The organism is Rhizobium sp. BK176, from assembly GCF_024808055.1.
In genome coordinates this window covers 1-17782 of record NZ_JANUBV010000017.1, presented here as the reverse complement: position 1 = coordinate 17782, position 17782 = coordinate 1, and the positions used below count along the sequence as shown (strand labels likewise).

Sequence of the window (17782 nt, the reverse complement as noted above, 5' to 3'; positions counted from 1 at the left end):
ATCAACCGGGGCTCAGCTCATTGCGCCGTTCTGCGAGTTCGACGGTGATACCGTCGGGATCGCGCAGGAACGCCACCCGATCGATTATCTCGGAATTCACGGCGGGACGGGGCCTCTCCCTTACCGCCGCGCCGGCCGCTTCGAGTTTGGCGAAACTTTCATCGACGCTATCAACGAGGAAGGTAATATGCAGGACTCCCGACGTTGCGGGCGCCAGATCCAAAGCGGCAGCGGCGCCGTCAGGCGGCGCGAAGATCTCGAGCATGCCATTGCCCGTATCGAGAAACGCCACTTCCGTGCCGTTGGCCATTGTCTTCCGCAAGCGCAGGCGCAGACCCAGGAGATCACAATAGAAGGCAAGTGACCGGTCCATGTGGCCAGTCACCATGCCGACGTGCTCGAAGCTCTTGATCATGCCTCAGACCCGGAAGCCAGGCGATCCTCCTCCTCCGGCAACCAGGACCGGTAGAGAGGATGATCAGACAGGATTGGCAGCGAAGTCGGCTTACCGGTCCGCTGCGAATGATAGGCCGCCGTGACCAGTTCCAGTGAGTTGCGAGCGTCCTCCAAGGTTACCGGTGGCTCGCCACCGGTGGTCAATGCACGATGAAAGAGTTCGAATTGTCTCGTGTAACCGTCTTCGTGGACGACATAGGCGGCCAGAGCGTCATCGACACGCTTCTGGTGGTCCTCCGTCCCGGCAATAAAAGTCCATGGGTCTCGACCCATCGTGTAAGGCTCGAGGATACTTTCTGCTACGAGATCCGAGAAGCAGAACCGCAGGCGGGAGATTTCCTTCCGGGAGCCGAGTGTCATCGACAGCGTTGCCAGGGATCCATTCTTCATCTTCACCGAAATGGCTGCAGTGTCTTCAACCTGGATCGGATTTACGAGTGTCGCCCCGTAGGAGAATATTTCGGAGCATGCGCCGTGCACGTAGTTCAGCATGTCATGAGCGTGAATTGCGTGGCCAAGCAAACCGCCTCCGAGCTCAGTGACCCACTTCCCGCGCCAGGGCACAGCATAATAGTCTGGCCCACGCCACCAGTGCGTTTCGATTGTGGTGAGGAATGGAGTACCTGTCAGGCCGAGATCGATCAGCATCTTCAGCTTTTGAAGTCCCGATCCGTAGCGGTACTGGAAGATAGGCATCAGTTGCGGACCTTCGGCGCGCGCCACTATGCGGGCCATTTCGTCCACCTCTGCAATCGAGCCAAACAGCGGCTTTTCACAGATCACGTGTTTTCCGGCTTCGAGCGCCTTGCGGCATAGTTCGAAATGTGAACCTGGCGGAGTGCAGATATCGATAACGTCGAGATCCGCACGAGCGATCATCGTTTCTGCATCCTGGGTATATTCCGGTATTCCAAACTCATCACAAAGTGACCGACCACGCTCCTCGTCCAACGAGCAAAGAACGGCAACGTCAAACAGGTCCTTGTTCCACGCGAACCCGGTTAGGTGGCGGGATGCGATACCTGCTCCGATGACACCAACGCGAAACTTCTTGGGCATGTGGGTTCCTCAGCAATGACCCAGGCGCGCGGCCTTTGATTGCGCTTCAAGTGAAAGGCGGCATACCTCGTACACATGTTCCTGAGGCATCGCTGTTTCGGTCCGGTCACGCACATCTGCAATGAAGGCATCGAAATAATCGAGCTTCTCGGCAGAGCAATCGATGTGGGTCATCTCCTTGCCATTCACGAGGAAGAGGTGGTCCTTACCCGGGCGTCCGGCAATATCGATATATTTTCGCAGCTCGATGTAACCGTCGGTACCGAGGATTGTCAGGCGGCCGTCGCCCCATGTCGGCAAGGCCTCCGGAGTAAACCAGTCGACACGCACATAGCCCGAGGCGTTGTCAGAGCGAAGCAATACCTCACCGAAATCCTGGAAGGCGGGTTTGTCGGGCATGCCGAAATTACCGACCGAACTTGCCACCACTTCGGCACGTCTCGAACCAGTATAAAACAGGAACTGGTCGACCTGATGGGATGCAATGTCAACGATTATTCCGCCAAATTGATCGGGATCGAAGAACCAGTCCGGCCGCGTTGGCAGCTGCAGCCTGTGAGGCCCCATGCCGAGCGTCTGGATGACAGTGCCGATCGCACCTTCTTTGATGAGTTTGCCTGCCTTTACGGCGGATCGCACACAGTGGCGCTCGGAAAAACAGATCGAGAATATGCGACCGGTTTCCGCGACGGTGCGCCTTACCTCTTCCAACTGCGCGAAGGTCGTAACCCCGGGCTTGTCTGTCATGACATCCTTGCGTGCGTTCATCGCGCGGACGGCCAGTCCAGCACGGTCGCGTGGGATGGCGGCGATGCAAACGATGTCGATGGAAGGATCGGCAAAGATCGTGTCGCGATCGAGTTGCGGCGCATCGGGGTAGGTTTTACTGAAGGTTTCAAGAAGCGCAGGCACCGATGTTTGGGGGCAATACCCTGCGAATTCCGCGCCTGCGGCAAGCAGGCCCTTCACATGGTCGAAGGTGTGTCCATGGTCGATTCCGACGACGGCAAATCTCAACATAACAGAACTGTCCTCCTGCAAATGCCCAAATCGGTCTTGGTGCCTGAGTTGTGCGTTCTCACCGAAGAGACAGCGAAACGCCTGGGCTGTCAAGGCGCAGTGGCCCGGGCAGCGAACGATTAAAAGACATAACAATCTGATATTAATGGTTAAAAAAAGTATCTAAATAGTTAGTTATGGCTCGATTGCTAAGCTAGAACCAAAGGCGGCGGCGGCGGCCGACCGATTGCCCCGTGTCCCTAGATTTGCGTCCAGACCCCAAGATTCGCGTCGCGTAACCGCGTAGATATGCGTCTGAAGAAAATTACGCTCAGAAACCGCTTGCCTCGGTGGCAGCAAAGGCAGCTTCGTCGTTGTTGCTCCGTCCTTCGTACTCGGTCACCTCTCTGACCCCCATGTGCAGTTTGCGTCGACTCTTACATTGCAATCTTAGGTTACTGGTGCTTCAATCGTGGCTCACCGTGGGGCACCGAAACGAAGCGAATGCCGCTTGGCACATTTGCTCCCGATGTGTCCGGCTTAGCCGGCTGCGGCACTCGCTCGCAGTCTTAGTATCTCGCGCTTTTGTCGCGACTTTGCGTGTAATGCTTTGTTCTATGGCCAAGGGAGCCACAACTGTGAAGGCTATTTGCACCTATCTGCTTTACAATAGATGTCTCGTGGGACTGGCTTCCATGTTCTTGTTATGCGCCTCGCATGCAACAGCCAAAGATATGGCCGATGACTTCAACGCGGGAAAGCTTGATCCAACGAGGTGGTCAACCATCCAAGCGGAACCTCACCAAATTGGATACCCGAAGGATGCGCGCTGTGGAGGTTCAGCAATTTCTCTCACGGTCAAAGACGGGGATTCTGGAAAATCTTGCGATGGTCCTTGCCAGCGGGCAGAGCTTCGTACTCAAAATGCCTACCGTTCGAAATATGGGGACGACCAATGGTACGCATTCAGTTTTCGAGTCGCAGGCGACGTTCCCCCGACGAACAGCGACCGGTTCGTCGTCTCGCAATGGAAGGCACCCAACGATATCAGTCCTTTCCTCGCCCAGCGATTTGATAACGGAGTTTTTTACATAACAGTGCAGGACGGCGAGCGCCGTCGGACGGTGGTTTCAGCAGATGGCGATCCGGAAGCCCTCCAAGCGGCGCAAGAGGTACTGAGCAAGGTCGACCCGCAAAACCAGCAAATGGTGTCGGCCATCAACACCCTGCAGCAGCTCCAGCTCTTCAGAACCCAGCAGCCCGCGTTGGACAGCCTATTTTCGGATACTCTCAAAGACGCGCTCGGCAGTCAAAGACCGGATGCGCCGTCGGTCAAGGAACTTGCTACAAAGCTTGGCATCGATGACAGTGACCTTGTTCCGGCGATAGGTGACCTTTCGTTTGCAACCGATATCCACGAATATCTCGGTCCGGCTAATATTGACGTTACGCTGGAAAGCAAAGATCCACTTCCCGATCCACGCAAAGGTTGGGTAGACATGGTGTATCATGTGAAGAATGGCCGGACAGACAATACTGTCGTTCCTCCGAAAAAGGGCTTCATCGAAATCTGGGCGAACGGAAATAAGATGGCAACGGTTACTGGGGATTTGGGAGCGAAGATCACAGAACCGAATGACCTAACCGGATATTTTAAATTCGGCATCTATCGGGCTCCCCTGCCCGGCAAATTTGAATTCCGCTTCGACGAATATTCACAGGCGGCGAAAAAAGCAGACCTGGCAAAAATGTGTAACTAGCCGATCACTGAAACGCAGATCCACACCGCCAGCATGAGGCCCAAGGCGCGGCTGTGACTTCCGCTTAGCCGATCTCAACAATTGCAGCTGACCTTGCCAGGTCGGTTCTATCGTAGCCCATTCGACGAGAGATTCACGATACGCGGTACGACCATCTCAGGCTGTTGGGATTCTTGTTGTAAGCCCCTGCGACGCATAACCAGCGCGCTATAAAGCGAAACTCCAGTCGGCACACTCACCTGGCACACGGAAAATCATAGTCGACGAGATGGTCAGCATGACCGTACACAACACCCGTATTGTCGAAGCAGAACCGCTTTGGCACCACGCGGATGAGATATCTTTTTCCGCAAACAGCGGGAATGGTAATCGAGTAGCTCCGAGGCCCCTTCGCTGGAGGTGTATCGCTCCATTTCCGATGCCCACTATACGATGCATTTAGGAGGAGCAGTGTGTCGTTCCGTAATTTGAAAACGCTGCCGAGCGACGGAGAAGCCTCGGTCGCCTTCACGTCAGCCATGCTGGGATAGTCGGTGGTTGCTGGCGGAGCTTGTGCGACAGGGATTTCTTTCTCCCTCACTGCAATATCAAAACGCACATCGTCTCTCTCGGGTACATCGCCATAGCCGTTGAGATACCGCCAAGTCAGGTGCAGGGCGCTCTGGAAACCATCGGTGTTTGCCATAGTCATCGGAGCAATCGAGAAGTCGAATGGGACGAAGGTGTCAGCACCGGCACCGGGCGCTGGACAGCCAGTGAACAATGGGCGGTAATTGCATGTCTTTCCACCGTTTTCCCACGCACACTCACTGAGTTGGTCCCACTCCGCAGCTGTGAGCCTGCTCGAGCCTTTCGAGAGATTGCCCCCATGATCCGGGACCATCCATGGCATAATGCGGCCATCGCCAGATGTCGAAGCCCAATCCGTTCGGTGATCTTGAACGGGTTGGAGCGCCGCATTTTCCTGAACTATCCCCACAGATTGCCCAAGGGTCGGATCCTTGACACCGGCTGGCATAGCTACCGCATCTGCGGCAAAACGCTTGCCGGATTCCATCGTCGTCAGCGAATGGCAAGCGAAGCAGGGATGTCCCTTAATTGCAAAAGCCTTCGCGCGCGCCATGGAGACCCCGTGCGTGGACACGTAGCCCGAGCCGATGACACGAAACGGCAAGTCGACCCTGGCGATCCTCGCCGTCAGGAAGTTGCCAAGACTGAAACTCCGCGCCCTGCTATCGAAGTAACCGACCCTGGCTTGCTGAATGTGCGGGTCTATGACGGTTGGTTTCTTGTTGTCGTGACACGAGACGCAGTCGACGGCAAAGGTCTTGTCATACAATGCTTCAGCATCTCGTCGTCCGATCGTATCACCATAAGACTGCCCACCGGGAGGAGGGAAGCTGTTTGACCAATCGAAGACGGCGCGATCCTTGCGACCGTCGAGGAACGCGATCTCGCCGGTCACGGAGTTAAAACCGATTGCGCTATAGCGCGAAAATCGAGGATCGGATTCTGTCCAGTACGGGTCGGCGTGGACCTTCAAGTCACCCGAAGACTTCCTGCATAAGAAAAGCCACTCGACATGGTTTCGTTGGACGCGGCTGATGCGCGAATTTAGCCCGCAGAAGGTAACGCCGCCCGCCAGGGAAGGCTTGTCGCACTTTGTTATCTCCTTCGTCCACTTTACGAGACGGCCATCTGCGTCACGATGGGAGAACTTAAGGGGAGAGCCGGGCTCAAATGGATTGGGCTCCAATTCGACGGAGTTACCGTCAACTTCGAGGCCAAGCCGCTTCGATTCCGGACCCGTGCAATCACCATCGGGGATCGGCCCAAAGACAGATCTGGCTTCGTCACCGAACCTGTTGATGGGATCGGCATTCAATCCCGCGGGAGCCCAAAGGATTTCTTCATTCAAACGTCGAACTGCATCGACTAAGTGGCCCTCGTCCAGCTGAGGCAAAGATGATAGCGACGTCGCTCCGCTTTGGACGCCCGCTAGCATGGCATCATCCGCCAGCCGCTGCCGATCGGATCCTCCGGAGTCAACGCTGGTCGCCCCGATCTGTGTCGCCAGGGCTAACACAAGCGAAATTGCGAATATCGGCCACCGCGGGTGTTCCACGATTTCTTTCCATCCGCCAACCGAGCGAACCTATCGAGCCCTGATCTGGATCCCTTGCGGATCAGTCACGACTGTAAGGGATCGGAATTTGAGCCCCGTGCCGAAAGGATCTTCCGCGATCGTCGCGTAAAGCGTGGCCATGTAGTCGACTTCCGGGGGCGCTTGGGTGGCTATTACTTGGGTAAAGACGACAGAGGAAATGAGCACCTCAAAAGTTCCATCAGATATATTCTTCCGGATCAGGATGTTGCCAAACAACCGCCGTGCCCGTTTTTTCTCTGCCTCGAGCTTCTTAAACGACGCGTCGAGCTCCTCCGCAACGTCCTTTCCGACCGCGTTAACTTCGCTTTCTGCGACGCCAAGCTGGCACAGCAAGTACGTGCCATCTCCGGCGAACAGAGCACCTACGGCGTCTTTCCTTCTGTTATCCATCAGCCAAGCATACCGGGATATAAAATCCTCAACCGCGGTCCGTTCGTCAGCTGTCGGCATGGCAAGGTTTGCCATGTTGAAAAACTGGTCTCCGTCTCCCAAACTCGGGGACGGACACTGTTTGGCTTGCGCCCACGCGTCCCCAGAAATGCCAACGAAAACAAATGCCACCAAGGCTACAGTTCTTAAAAACGAATTCATAGCGCCCTCCATGAGTTCACAAAGGGATCGGACCGCTTACAGTCCCGTCCCAATCCCAAGCCTCGTAGATCTGCACGGCTCTGTTCGCCCTCGGATATCTCGAAGGCATGCCTGAAATCATTGAATAACCGCTTTGGGTAGAGTAGCTTCAACTAATACACTAAGCAAGTTCTGGTAGTGCCCGTCAGCTACGCAATTAGATGGAGCAGCGATGAGTGACATCAGGCGATGGCTGGCTGATATCGGGCTGGACAATCTCGGTGACCAGTTCGAACATTCCCAGATCGACCTTGAAAGCTTACCGCTTCTAACCGAGCGCGATCTACGCGAAATGAGAATTCGCACGGGCCCGAGACGCAAGCTTCTTGCCGCCATTGCTGAGATGCGGACACCACGGCAAACCGATAGAAGAAATCCGGTTGAACGCCGTCAACTGACGATTCTCTTTTGTGACATGGTAGGGTCGACCGAGTTCGCGGCGATCCTTGATCCCGAAGACTTCAGCCATATGACACAACAGTACCTCGCGCGTTGCAGTGCGCTGGCTAAGTCCCACGGGGGATACGTGGCAAACTACGTCGGCGACGCGTTCCAGGTGTTGTTCGGATACCCAACAGCCGAAGAGGACGACGCCGAACGCGCGTTGCAGCTGGCTTTCGATATTTTCGCCTCGGTGTCGCAACTCAAATCTCCCGAGGGCACGACACTTCACGTGCGGATTGGCATCGCCACGGGTCTGGTGGTTGTAGGGGATATTGAAGGCGCTCCGGCGGGCGTCTCAACAGTCGCGTTCGGGCCCGTCCCCAATCTTGCGCAAAGGCTGGAGACGCTGGCGGAACCGGATACCATCCTGGTTGATCAAAACACTTACGATGCAACTGCCCGCACCTTCGCGTTTTCGGATCTCGGCACCAGAACGTTAAAGGGCTTCCCACAGCCCATCCACGTTCGACAGCCCATTAAGGCGTTGGCGAGTGCGTACAGGTTTTCCGGGGAATCGCGGCTGACCCGATTGGTTGGAAGGAAGACGGAGCTTGACCGTCTGGCGGCTCAATGGCGTCAGGTCATGCTTGACAAGCGCGGTAATGTAGCGGCGATCAGCGGAGAACCGGGCATCGGCAAGTCACGGCTCGTTTTCGAACTCCAAAAGCGCCTTGGGGATACGAAGGCCCTCATCGCTCAATGTTCGCCGGCGTTCTCAAACAGCGCGCTTTATCCTTTCCTGCGGCTCCTCAAACAAGAAACGGGAATATCGGATGGCGAAGCAGCAAACGTCACCTCGGAGCGGCTCACAGCTTTCCTATCGCTGACGGGGGTGCCTGTGCACGTCGGATATCCAATCTTCGCACGGCTGCTGGCGCTGGACCAGCCTGGATCTCCGCCTTCCGAGCTCGGCTCTGCCGAACAGGAATATACAATAACCAACGCTTTTTCGGGCTGGCTCCAACACCTGTGCATCGATGGACCGCTTTTGCTTGTTGTCGAAGATGAACAATGGATCGACCCCTCCTCGAGGAGGCTTTTGCAGGCCTTGGTGAACGCCGTTGCCTCGGCACCTATTCTCCTTGTCGTGACCTCTCGCAACAAACCGGCGTTGGAGGTGAGTATTCCTGAATTCCAACACCTCAAACTTACGAGACTTTCGCGCGATGAATCCGGTGAACTGATCGAGAGCTTGGCGGAAGCTGCGGGCCTCCATCTGCAAGTCGCCAGCAAGGTCCTTGACAAAGCCGAGGGTGTGCCTTTGTTTTTGGAGGAGCTTGCGCGGTCCACATTGGATGACGTCACTGAGGTCGCGGATCACGGGCCGGATCGAGCTGAGAAGCGGGTTAACGTTCCCGTTTCCCTGCAGTCAGCACTGCTCTCCCGCCTCGACAAACTCGGCCGGGCGAAGACTGTCGCACAGACAGCGGCCGTGATCGGGAGAGAGTTCGATCTCAACACTCTTGCCCACGTCGTTGGCGTTACGGCCGAAACTCTACGCCCAGAAATAGACCAATTGGTCGATGTCGGTCTCGTTGCCCCGCAACCCTTCAGCAATTGGCCGCGCTATACTTTTTCTCACAGCCTTCTTCAGGAAGCGGCGTGTGGCGCATTATTGCGTGACAGGCGTCGGCAACTTCATGCGTTGGTGGCGCAGGCGATCGAACTGATCGAACCAAAAACGGTGGTCGAACACCCCGAAATTCTTGCCCAGCACTATGATGAGGCGAGCCTTTTCGAGCGCGCCGCTGACTGCTGGATGAGCGCAGGAAGAAAGCTGGCCGCAACATGGGCGAAGGTCGAAGCCGCGAACATGTTCCAGAAGGGCCTCGAGTGCGTAAGGAGAATGCCTCCCTCTAAAGTTCGCGATCGAAAGGAACTAACCTTGGAGCTCGAACGGGGCGACGTCCTCTACGCGGCGTACGGGTACATAACGGCAGAGGGCAACGCCGCCTATAGAAATGTCATGACGCTCAGCGAAACGGTCGGCGATACGGCTGCAGCGATCAACGCGCTCGACGGCCTGTTCGGGACCGCGTTCAACTCCGCGCGGTTTTCCGACGCGGAATGGGCAAGCAAGCAGCTCAGGGGAATTGGCAGCAGGGAGAACAATATCAAGGCGTTGGTGCTCGGACTCCAGTTCGGCGGTATGTGCGCGTTTGTGAGAGGTCGATTTCCGCAAGCCCGTGAGGCATTGGAGGTCGCTCTCTCCTATAGCGGCAGCGCTGGCCAGATCGGCAGCGATTTTCCAAGCATGGCCATGGTCTATCTCTCTTGGACCTTGCACATGCTCGGCGAGGAAGACCAAGCGTTGGAGCAATTCCTAGACGCGGAACGGGAGGCGCGAGGCCAAGTGGATTATCGCGTCGCCGCTTGCCTTGGCAACGGCTGCATCCTGATGTCGCTCCGCCAGGACACTGCTACACTCCAGAGACTGGTAGACGAACTAATACCGCTTGCGACACGTAACGGATTTCAGCTTTGGCTGAAGATGGCTACGTTCTTCTCCGGCTGGGCGAAGGTTGCCGCCAGCAATGACTCGTCCGGGATCGCGCAGATGCAGCACATTTGCGACAACATGGGCGAACAAGAAGTCGACAAGACATGTTACCTCGGCGTACTGGCGGACAGCTATCTTCGAGTGGGTGCGTTTGCCGAAGCTAGGAGCGTTGTCCAGGGAGCGTTAACCCTTGGAGAACGAACCGGCGAGCACTATTACACTGCGGAACTCTTGCGGTTACGCGGAGAGTTGGAGATTAAGGCCGGCCGTCTTGGCGATGCCGAGGGTTTCCTCCGAAAATCAATCGAATTTGCCGTCGCTCAGGGAGCCAGGGTCTGGGAGGCCAGAGCCCGGCAATCGCTTAACATCTTGGGGTAGAGGTATTTTCCCAGCCGTCACAGCTGGCAGATCACTTCTACCTCGGTTTCCCAGTATTTAACGCGGATTTGCGAAATCGGAGCTCACAATGAACGTGTGGATGCCCTTTGAGATCAAGGTATCACAGAGCAAAACTGCGCAAGAATACAGGTATGGCGGAAACGCCTTGTGGGTGTTTCGGCGCCTCGCCGCCTCCCTAATCGGGGCCTCTCTCTTGACCGCGCCACTACCGGCATCCGCGAAGAACGCGACAATTCACCCACCACCGCAATCCGTCGACCTCCCACGCGGCCAGGAGATCGGCGACATCACGTATCAATGCGACGGAAAAGGTCCGGCAACATGCCACCTTGCGGATTTCATGACGCGCGCGAAGGTCTGCGCCTTGATCGTCGTTAAAGCGGACGCATTCACCTTTGAGAAGTACGACGAGGAGAAAGGATTTTGCCGGGATGACGAAGCCCCACCCAATGGCCCAACAAAACTCTATGGTATCGCGTCGGTCACGAAGTCAATCACCTCAACGCTGCTCGGACATGTCCTTTCCGTCAAGCGCGGCGCTCGCACACGAGCGGACTTCGACGCTGAGCTTAGTCAACCAGTGGTTCAATACATTCCTGAGTTGGCCAATGCCATTCCCAGTGGCTACAGTCGAGCAACAGTCGATCAGGTGCTTCGCATGCAATCCGGCGTCTGGTGGAGTGAATACGGATGGTATGGCTTTTTCCCTGGGGCGGTGCTGTTCGACAAGCAGGTCCGCACCGGGATGACGGAGAGCGTGATCGACTTCGCGCACCGTTTCATCTTGCGCTCCGGACCGCCCCGGAATTTGTTCAACTATTCCGCGCTGGACGCTGCCATCGCGGCTGCGGTCGCAGATCGTATGCTCGGCGAAACCCGCTTAACCGACTTTTTCGAGAAAGGGATTTGGGCTTCGATCGGTGCCGAGCAGCGGGCAACGTGGGGTGTGGACAACACCGGACTGGCCGTGGGGCCATGCTGCTTCAAGGCGACGCTCCGTGATCTCGCCCGGTTCGGCTTGTTTGTTCTCAACCAGGGTCGGGACCATTCGGACCGCCAGATCGTGCCCCAAGCCTGGTTCGATCTGGCGACAAAACCTTCTTCAGACCCGAACAACGGGATCGCGGCCGATAACAAGTATCAGAAAACCGACTGCCCACTGAACTACGGATACTTCTGGTGGCTGACAAAGGGCACTGATTTCACGGCCGTTGGTCGCGACGGTCAGTTCATTCACATCTATCCGGACAGTAAAACAGTCATCGTTCAAATCAGCGACTGGAAAGCCTGGACGAACGGTGATGCGTTGGAATGTGAAGCGTTCCGGGCGCACGACGCGCTGGTATCTGCCACCGCCCGGTGAACACTCTGTCGGTCCCGGAGGACCAAGCTTCTCGTTCATCACCGCGAGCCACGCTTCCGGCAGAGAGGAAACGTATCACTAAGCGCCAGCGACGTGGCAAGGCTTTCGACTTGGGCTGAAGAAAGCGACCGACCGTCTCGGCGGCGTCCGGATCGGCTTCCCATGCGCGTCCGTCTAACGCCGGAACAGCGTCCAGCGCCGCCAGCCCTTATCGGACGTCCCGTTTCTCCAGTGGGTCCTGCTGGTGTAGAGGCTCGGGATTTTCACCGAAGCGAGCCTCTGGCGATGGTTTGCATTGTTGCCTTGTCCCTTCCCACACAGTGTGCCGCCGGACAGCCATTTACATAAGAAAGGCGCTGCTCAATGATGGGACGGCACAGTTTCGAGGGCATACGAATGCAGTCGACAAGTCCGCGAGCGCCGGGGCGCACGAGAAGTATCATTTTCGCAGGCCTCCTGACAGCTGCGATCCTTTTGGCCGCGACGCTGGTGGGTTGGTACGCTCATCCCGAATCCTGTGGCGGCGTGACAGGGTCATACTCGTGCATGAGCGCCGCGGACTGGGGTACTTTCCTATCGGGTGTCTTCGCACCGATCGCGTTTATTTGGCTCGTCGCCGCCGTTTGGATCCAATCGCAAGAGCTCGCCGAGCAGCGCGAGGAGCTGCGGCTTACACGTTTGGAGTTTGAGGAAAACCGCGAGGTCATGCGTCAGCAGGCAGAGGAAGCAAAGAAGCAGGCAGAGTTTGTCGGCATGCAGACAAGCATTCTCAAACACCAGGAGGAGGACCGAGTCATCGCGCAAATGCGGGGAGACTTTTCTGAACTCGTCCGCGAACTCGCGGGGCTCATTAGCCAACACTTCAAGGACGTTGGAATTGTGGAGGGTACATCGGCGAGTGGCAGAAGAGCTGCGAGCGTCTATCAGGGTCTAGGCGTTGAAGAGAAAATCCTCATAAGCTTTTGTAAGCACCTTGCCGACAACCCCGCAAACCGCGGGCTGATGCCCCCGTATGCCTTTGTCCCGGCAATCCTAGACAAGGCGAAGGCCGCGGACGCTCTAGCAGCTCGGATTATCGCTCTGTCGGAAGAGCTCGGGCCTATCCAACAAAGTACGGTCGCCCGGCTGGAAATCAAACGGCTGAGCGCGAACATTCGCGCTCTCCTCGAGGGAAACTGGCCGCTGACGTGAGCTGGGCGCTGCCGCGGCGCAAGGAGGCTTTGCTACGGCAGAAGCCGTCTCGATCCCATCGACGGGGTCTTAACCGTTTTTAGCCAAGCGGACCTCTAGGTCCCGAAAGACATCCAGCCGTTCCGTGACAGCGTTTGAAAGGTATTGCGCTTCACGCCACGCGAGCTGCAGCGCGACCTTAGCATCCTCTGTTTTGCGTTGGGTGTCGAGCGTGGTTTTGTCGTCATAGTTGATCGCTGCTGAAGCTCGCGCATCCTCTGCTGCCGCTAGCACAACGGCGCCGGCAAACGCGTGGACAAGAAGCTCGGTGTCGGCCCGCATGACCTCCAGGCGATTAACTGTCGCATTCAAAAGTTCGCTCATCTTTTTAATCCCAACCATCTCTGTTTCTAAAATGATGAGTTTCGAACTTTGGAAAGGTCAACCCACTTTTCTCGGCAGTCGGAACGAATTCGCCCTCTTCGGGTACGCGAGCGCGTCTTTGTACAGCGATCTTCGAGCATAGTCGACGTTCAAGCGCGCTTTGGGGAGCGATTCACGGAAACGACACTGTCTCCTTGGTAAATGAAAGTGGGCTCCAGGAGCTCCGACGCCAAACGCGCTGTTACGCGACCGTGGGTGTTGGAATCCATCAAGACGTCCTTGATGCCGTCCAGCACATCGCTGTCGCTAGTGAAGCTTGCGTACAGCGCTTTGGCCACCCTCGCCCTGTAATCCTTATCGGTAGCGGCCAAGTGCTCCAGAATTTCATCGACGAGATCCCCGAGGTACTTTAGTTCTCCAAACTCCGTCAATTTTTCCATCTAGTGCGTCCCAACGACCCTTGCTGATTTAAATTCAATTACGGATCTTCGCGGGAGGCAACCCTGTTTTCCGGCGCGCATGTTGAGAATGACGGCACGACACGTGCGCTGCCATGATCGCGAACGGAACTTTCTGGGAGCGTCTCCTGATCCTGTCGAACAAGATATCGGCGCACAAAGATGACCGCTTAAATAGATTCACGAAAGTCACGACCACGCGATTGACGTCGCGAAAATTCCGGATCCACAATTGGTGACAGTAAGGGACTGACCGCTGCGTCAGATTAAAAATGTCATCAAAAAAGTTTGTTTCTCCCAACCGCCAGGAATCCGAGGAAGGTTGCTCGAAGCTTTCCACCAAAGGAAAAAAATATCCGAAGAAGCTCGTGGGATGCGCTGCGATACCATTGACGAAGGCTGCAGATTTGAGGGCGAAGACCATCGAAGGCAGAATTCGCGCAGGCGTTTATGCCATCTATCATGTGGGAGAAGGACCCCTTTACGGAGGCGCAGAGGTCTTCAGTGAACAAGGAGGGTTGGCCTACCCCATTTATGTTGGCAAAGCGGGAAGCGCGAGCAGTTCAAATGAGCGCACGGGGGCGCTGTTTCGGAGACTGCGCACTCATTTCATTTCCATCCGGTCTGCGAAAAATCTCCGGCTTCGCGACTTTCGTGTGCGCTACATCGAGTTGCAGGCTGACGAAATCGAAACGGCAGAGAGCGCACTTTGCGAATTCTTCCGACCTATCTGGAATTATGGCATCCGCGGGTTTGGCAATAAAATGCCCGGCAAGGGGCGACGGCAACAGCTAAAATCAGCCTGGGATACGATTCATCCAGGGCGAGGATATGGAGGACGAAAACGCCCAGTTGACCACACGGCGGTTCCCTTGCAGCAACAGATAGAGGACTACGTTGCACATTGGACGACAACCTGTCCCGCCGTTCAGAACATTGTCGAGCGCAGAATGCCGTCGTCTGGTGTTAACCGGCAGGCTGCCTGGTGGGTGCGACAATGCGCCTATACGGTCGGCGGCATACAAAGCCGTGCCGAATCGGAGGAAATTGCAGGTGACAGGAGTTTGACCCTCAAGTCCAGGCGGTTTGTGCCGGCCGTTAATCTGTCTTAGCTTCAAAGGAGGTTAGAGGGATAGACATGAAAGACGGCCATGGGAAGACAGTGGGATCTGCATGTGGGCAGCTCAGAGTTTGGCCAAAGAGGGAAAATCGGCAGCGCGCGCAGGCCTTTTTAAACGGCTCTCGCGCTGCCCTCGGGGCTGCGCCAGTTTTCGAGGTCCATAGGCCAATGCGAGCCAGCATTTTTTGCTCTTAGCAGAATCGCGACTATATTGTAGTAGAGTTGCAAACGAGAAGAACCAACCGCGAGGTTGAGGCGAGAGCGCAGTTATGAGCTATAATCCAACAAAGGCCGCCCAAGTAATCGCCCTGCTCCTGCTGAGGAGCAAGGCGAAGACAATGGACATCGTAAAGGTTGTAAAGCTCGTATACCTCTGTGATCGGGAATTCCTTCGGCGATGGGGTTTCCCAATTCTGGATGAAAATCGTGTCGCGATGAAGCATGGTCCGGTGAACTCCACGACCTACCGCTTAATAAATGGCGAAGCTGGGCCTGATCCCGAGGGATGGAAAAGCCTGTTGTCCGACCGGGCGCAGCACAAAATCGGATTGGCACGCGACGTGGGCCAGGACGAACTTGACCTTCTCAGTTCGGGTGAGATCGAGGCGATTGATGCCGTCTGGAAGCGATTTGGGGGAATGGGAACGTGGGAGCTCGTAAGGTGGACCCACCAGAAAGAAAACATACCGGAGTGGGAAGACCCCGGTGACACATCCAAGCCGATAACCTTGTTGAGCATCTTCAAAGCAATGAAGATGGAGAACGCGGAAGAAATGGTCGAAGCAATTGAAGATCATCGATATATCGACTCGATGTTCGACGAGATTCGAGTTCATTGACGGAATGTTCAAGAGAGGTACGCTTCTGATACCGTCCGGACCATCGCACGATCCGGACCGTAAGCATCTCCATGTGGTTTGCAATGACGCACGCGAGGACGGCACGCACCTCCTCGTATCCATCTCAAGCTGGCGCTCGAACGGTGATCCAACCTGTCAGCTACAAAGTCACGAGCACGATTTTTTAGATCGGCTGTCGTTTGTGGAGTACTAGTTACTCCGTAACGCGGCCAACTCAGGGAGCAAATGGGTCCCGATAATTGGCGTCTTGAACATCAGGTTGATCACTTAGCTGCCGAGCTTGGACACCCCAGGTCTCAGCCATAAATCGATCAAAGGCCGTCACCGAGTCGAATTTCATCTCGATTTGAGAAGCTTGCTATGCGGTTCGCGACTCGTGCTAGGCGCTGCTGTCAACTCCGGCTCATGAGCTGAACTGCAAGGCGTTTCGCATGGGCCAGCTGCTGGCAATTCCGAAGGCGCAATCTAAAAACGTGAATACGCGCAAATACAACCGCAAGGCAACACTACTCGTTAGACGCATTTCTAAAGGGAACTGGACGCAAATCAACGGGCCAAAATAGCTGTTTTTGGGCGCTATAGACGCAAATCTAAGGGCACGAGACACCGATCCGATGTTCGAGAGAATCTTCCATCGGTACGCTTGGCCGGTCTATCCGGGCTATTAGGTGCTTCCATTCAACCAATTCGCACCTACCTCACCTCGCCGCGTCGGGAGCATGTGTACGATTGCTAAGCAAGATCCAAAGGCGGTGGGTCGCCGCTAGGTAGATCCGGCCAGCCAGTCTCTTCCGCGACCATCCGCTCACGCCCTGAAGTCGGTTTCCAGTTTTTCGATAAGGGTTTCCGCTGCCCGTTGGTTCTACAAGGCCAAGTGATTCTTGCAGCTAACATTGGAAAGCCTCTCGCGCATCCCGGTCGAGGCTGACCTGTGCTCTTGCAAGATGTTGGCATTGGAGATCATGGATTCTTGAGATTCCATCATGGGTGAGTAGCGGCCCTGCGGCGACCGGATGTGATGAGGTGGAACGGCCCGCTCCGACAGCATCTAGTGCTAAAAACGTCGCATCGGCCTCGTCCGTCTTGCCGCGCTTGACGAAAGGTTTGACGTAAGCCGGCGGAATGAGACGCACATCATGACCAAGTTGAGCAATCTCCCGCGCCCAATAGTGCGCGCCACCGCATGCCTCCATGCCAACCAGGCACGGAGGCAGCCTTTCGAAGAAGCGCAGCACTTCCGTGCGCCGCAGTTCCGATTGAACAGGGCCGAACCTTCATTGTCAGCGCCGTGAACTTGGAAGACGTGTTTGGCTAAATCCAACCCGATTGTGCTAGCTTGGTTCATGGAACGGTCTCTCCTTTCTGGCGTTCAAGCAACGACCAAGCCTTCAGCGAAGCGGTGATCCGCAAGACCATGCGCTTTGTCCCCATCAAGACCGCCGAGCAGCAAGCAGATGCGATGGTGCTGAAGACCCGTGCTCTTCTGGTGCAACAGAGGACGCAGTCGGTAAATGCCTTGAGAGCGCATTTGGCGGAATTGGGTATCATTGCAGCCGGGGGCGTTCCTAATGTCGCTGCCTTGATAGATATTGTTCGAGATGTCGAAGACGCCCGACTACCAACGTCAGCACGCTTCGCCCTCACGGCCATCGTGGATCAGATCGACGCCTTGGCTGTTCAGATTGAAATGATCGAACGCACTATTGTCATCGAAGCAAAGCGCGATGAGACCGCGCGTCGGCTGACGACGATCCCAGGCGTTGGTGCCATTACGGCAACGACGATAAAAGCCTTGGTTCCGGATCCCGGTGGATTTAAGTCAGGTCGCCACTTCGCCGGTTGGGTGGGACTTACCCCTAGGCCTCACTCCAGTGGGGGCAAAGAGCGATTGGGCAGGATCTCTAAAATGGGCAATCCTGAGCTCCGTGTTCTTCTTGTCCTCGGCGCGACCTCAGCTCTGCGGATCGCGCGCAGAAGTGAGAAGGCACGGCCTTGGCTGAAAGCGCTACTTGC

14 protein-coding genes and 1 pseudogene are annotated in these 17782 nt (G+C 56.0%); 7 read left to right on the top strand and 8 right to left on the bottom strand.

Annotated elements, in window-relative coordinates; all coding sequences use genetic code 11:
• Position 1: 1 nt before the first annotated feature.
• The 3 genes from FHT76_RS31735 to FHT76_RS31725 are packed head-to-tail and all read right to left on the bottom strand — an operon-like array spanning position 2 to position 2535.
• Positions 2-415 (bottom strand): VOC family protein, encoded by a 414-nt coding sequence (locus FHT76_RS31735; RefSeq protein ID WP_183757139.1) that lies wholly within the window; start codon positions 413-415, stop codon positions 2-4.
• Positions 412-1515 carry a Gfo/Idh/MocA family protein gene (locus FHT76_RS31730; protein WP_183757140.1) on the bottom strand — a complete coding sequence of 368 codons (1104 nt, stop codon included), beginning with the start codon at positions 1513-1515 and terminating at the stop codon, positions 412-414. The genes FHT76_RS31735 and FHT76_RS31730 overlap by 4 nt, the downstream gene beginning before the upstream one ends.
• Before the next feature lie 9 nt (positions 1516-1524).
• Positions 1525-2535: a Gfo/Idh/MocA family protein gene (locus tag FHT76_RS31725; RefSeq protein ID WP_183757141.1), complete on the bottom strand. Its 1011-nt coding sequence runs from the start codon at positions 2533-2535 to the stop codon at positions 1525-1527.
• 617 nt (positions 2536-3152) lie between these two features.
• Between FHT76_RS31725 and FHT76_RS31720 the strand changes: the two genes are divergently transcribed.
• A complete protein-coding gene (locus FHT76_RS31720) occupies positions 3153-4274 on the top strand; it encodes a heparin lyase I family protein (protein WP_183757142.1) in 1122 nt (373 codons plus the stop codon).
• Positions 4275-4509: 235 nt separating this feature from the next.
• Here FHT76_RS31720 and FHT76_RS31715 read toward each other — a convergent pair whose 3' ends face one another.
• Both FHT76_RS31715 and FHT76_RS31710 read right to left on the bottom strand, forming a co-directional pair.
• Complete coding sequence (locus FHT76_RS31715) at positions 4510-5739, bottom strand: hypothetical protein (protein WP_259186212.1); 1230 nt, start codon at positions 5737-5739, stop codon at positions 4510-4512.
• A 690-nt stretch (positions 5740-6429) separates the two neighbouring features.
• Positions 6430-6906 (bottom strand): nuclear transport factor 2 family protein, encoded by a 477-nt coding sequence (locus FHT76_RS31710; protein WP_246720094.1) that lies wholly within the window; start codon positions 6904-6906, stop codon positions 6430-6432.
• A 337-nt stretch (positions 6907-7243) separates the two neighbouring features.
• Here FHT76_RS31710 and FHT76_RS31705 point away from each other — a divergent pair, with 337 nt between their 5' ends.
• The 3 genes from FHT76_RS31705 to FHT76_RS31695 all read left to right on the top strand — a co-directional run bounded on the left by FHT76_RS31705 (position 7244) and on the right by FHT76_RS31695 (position 12968).
• Positions 7244-10393: an adenylate/guanylate cyclase domain-containing protein gene (locus FHT76_RS31705; protein WP_183757144.1), complete on the top strand. Its 3150-nt coding sequence runs from the start codon at positions 7244-7246 to the stop codon at positions 10391-10393.
• A gap of 88 nt (positions 10394-10481) precedes the next feature.
• Complete coding sequence (locus FHT76_RS31700) at positions 10482-11777, top strand: serine hydrolase (RefSeq protein ID WP_183757145.1); 1296 nt, start codon at positions 10482-10484, stop codon at positions 11775-11777.
• A gap of 546 nt (positions 11778-12323) precedes the next feature.
• A complete protein-coding gene (locus FHT76_RS31695; protein ID WP_183757146.1) occupies positions 12324-12968 on the top strand; it encodes a hypothetical protein in 645 nt (214 codons plus the stop codon).
• A gap of 69 nt (positions 12969-13037) precedes the next feature.
• On the opposite strand, the gene FHT76_RS31690 is transcribed toward FHT76_RS31695, so the two are convergent.
• Positions 13038-13331, bottom strand: a complete 294-nt coding sequence (locus FHT76_RS31690) for a hypothetical protein (protein ID WP_183757147.1) — start codon at positions 13329-13331, stop codon at positions 13038-13040.
• A gap of 149 nt (positions 13332-13480) precedes the next feature.
• The gene (locus FHT76_RS31685) at positions 13481-13771 is read right to left on the bottom strand and encodes a hypothetical protein (RefSeq protein ID WP_183757148.1); all 291 of its coding nucleotides are present in this window, start codon (positions 13769-13771) and stop codon (positions 13481-13483) included.
• A 290-nt stretch (positions 13772-14061) separates the two neighbouring features.
• Here FHT76_RS31685 and FHT76_RS31680 point away from each other — a divergent pair, with 290 nt between their 5' ends.
• Positions 14062-14901, top strand: coding sequence for an Eco29kI family restriction endonuclease (locus FHT76_RS31680; RefSeq protein ID WP_183757149.1), 840 nt, complete (start codon positions 14062-14064; stop codon positions 14899-14901).
• Between the two features lie 277 nt (positions 14902-15178).
• Positions 15179-15748 (top strand): Panacea domain-containing protein, encoded by a 570-nt coding sequence (locus FHT76_RS31675; protein ID WP_183757150.1) that lies wholly within the window; start codon positions 15179-15181, stop codon positions 15746-15748.
• Between the two features lie 1085 nt (positions 15749-16833).
• Here the strand turns inward: FHT76_RS31675 and FHT76_RS31670 are convergent.
• Positions 16834-17114 (bottom strand): annotated as a pseudogene (locus FHT76_RS31670) (IS110 family transposase); the annotation flags it as partial.
• On the opposite strand from FHT76_RS31670, the gene FHT76_RS31665 reads away from it, so the two are divergent.
• A partial coding sequence (locus FHT76_RS31665) for an IS110 family transposase (protein WP_259186211.1) occupies positions 17106-17782 on the top strand: 677 nt, incomplete at its 3' end. The pseudogene FHT76_RS31670 and the gene FHT76_RS31665 overlap by 9 nt on opposite strands.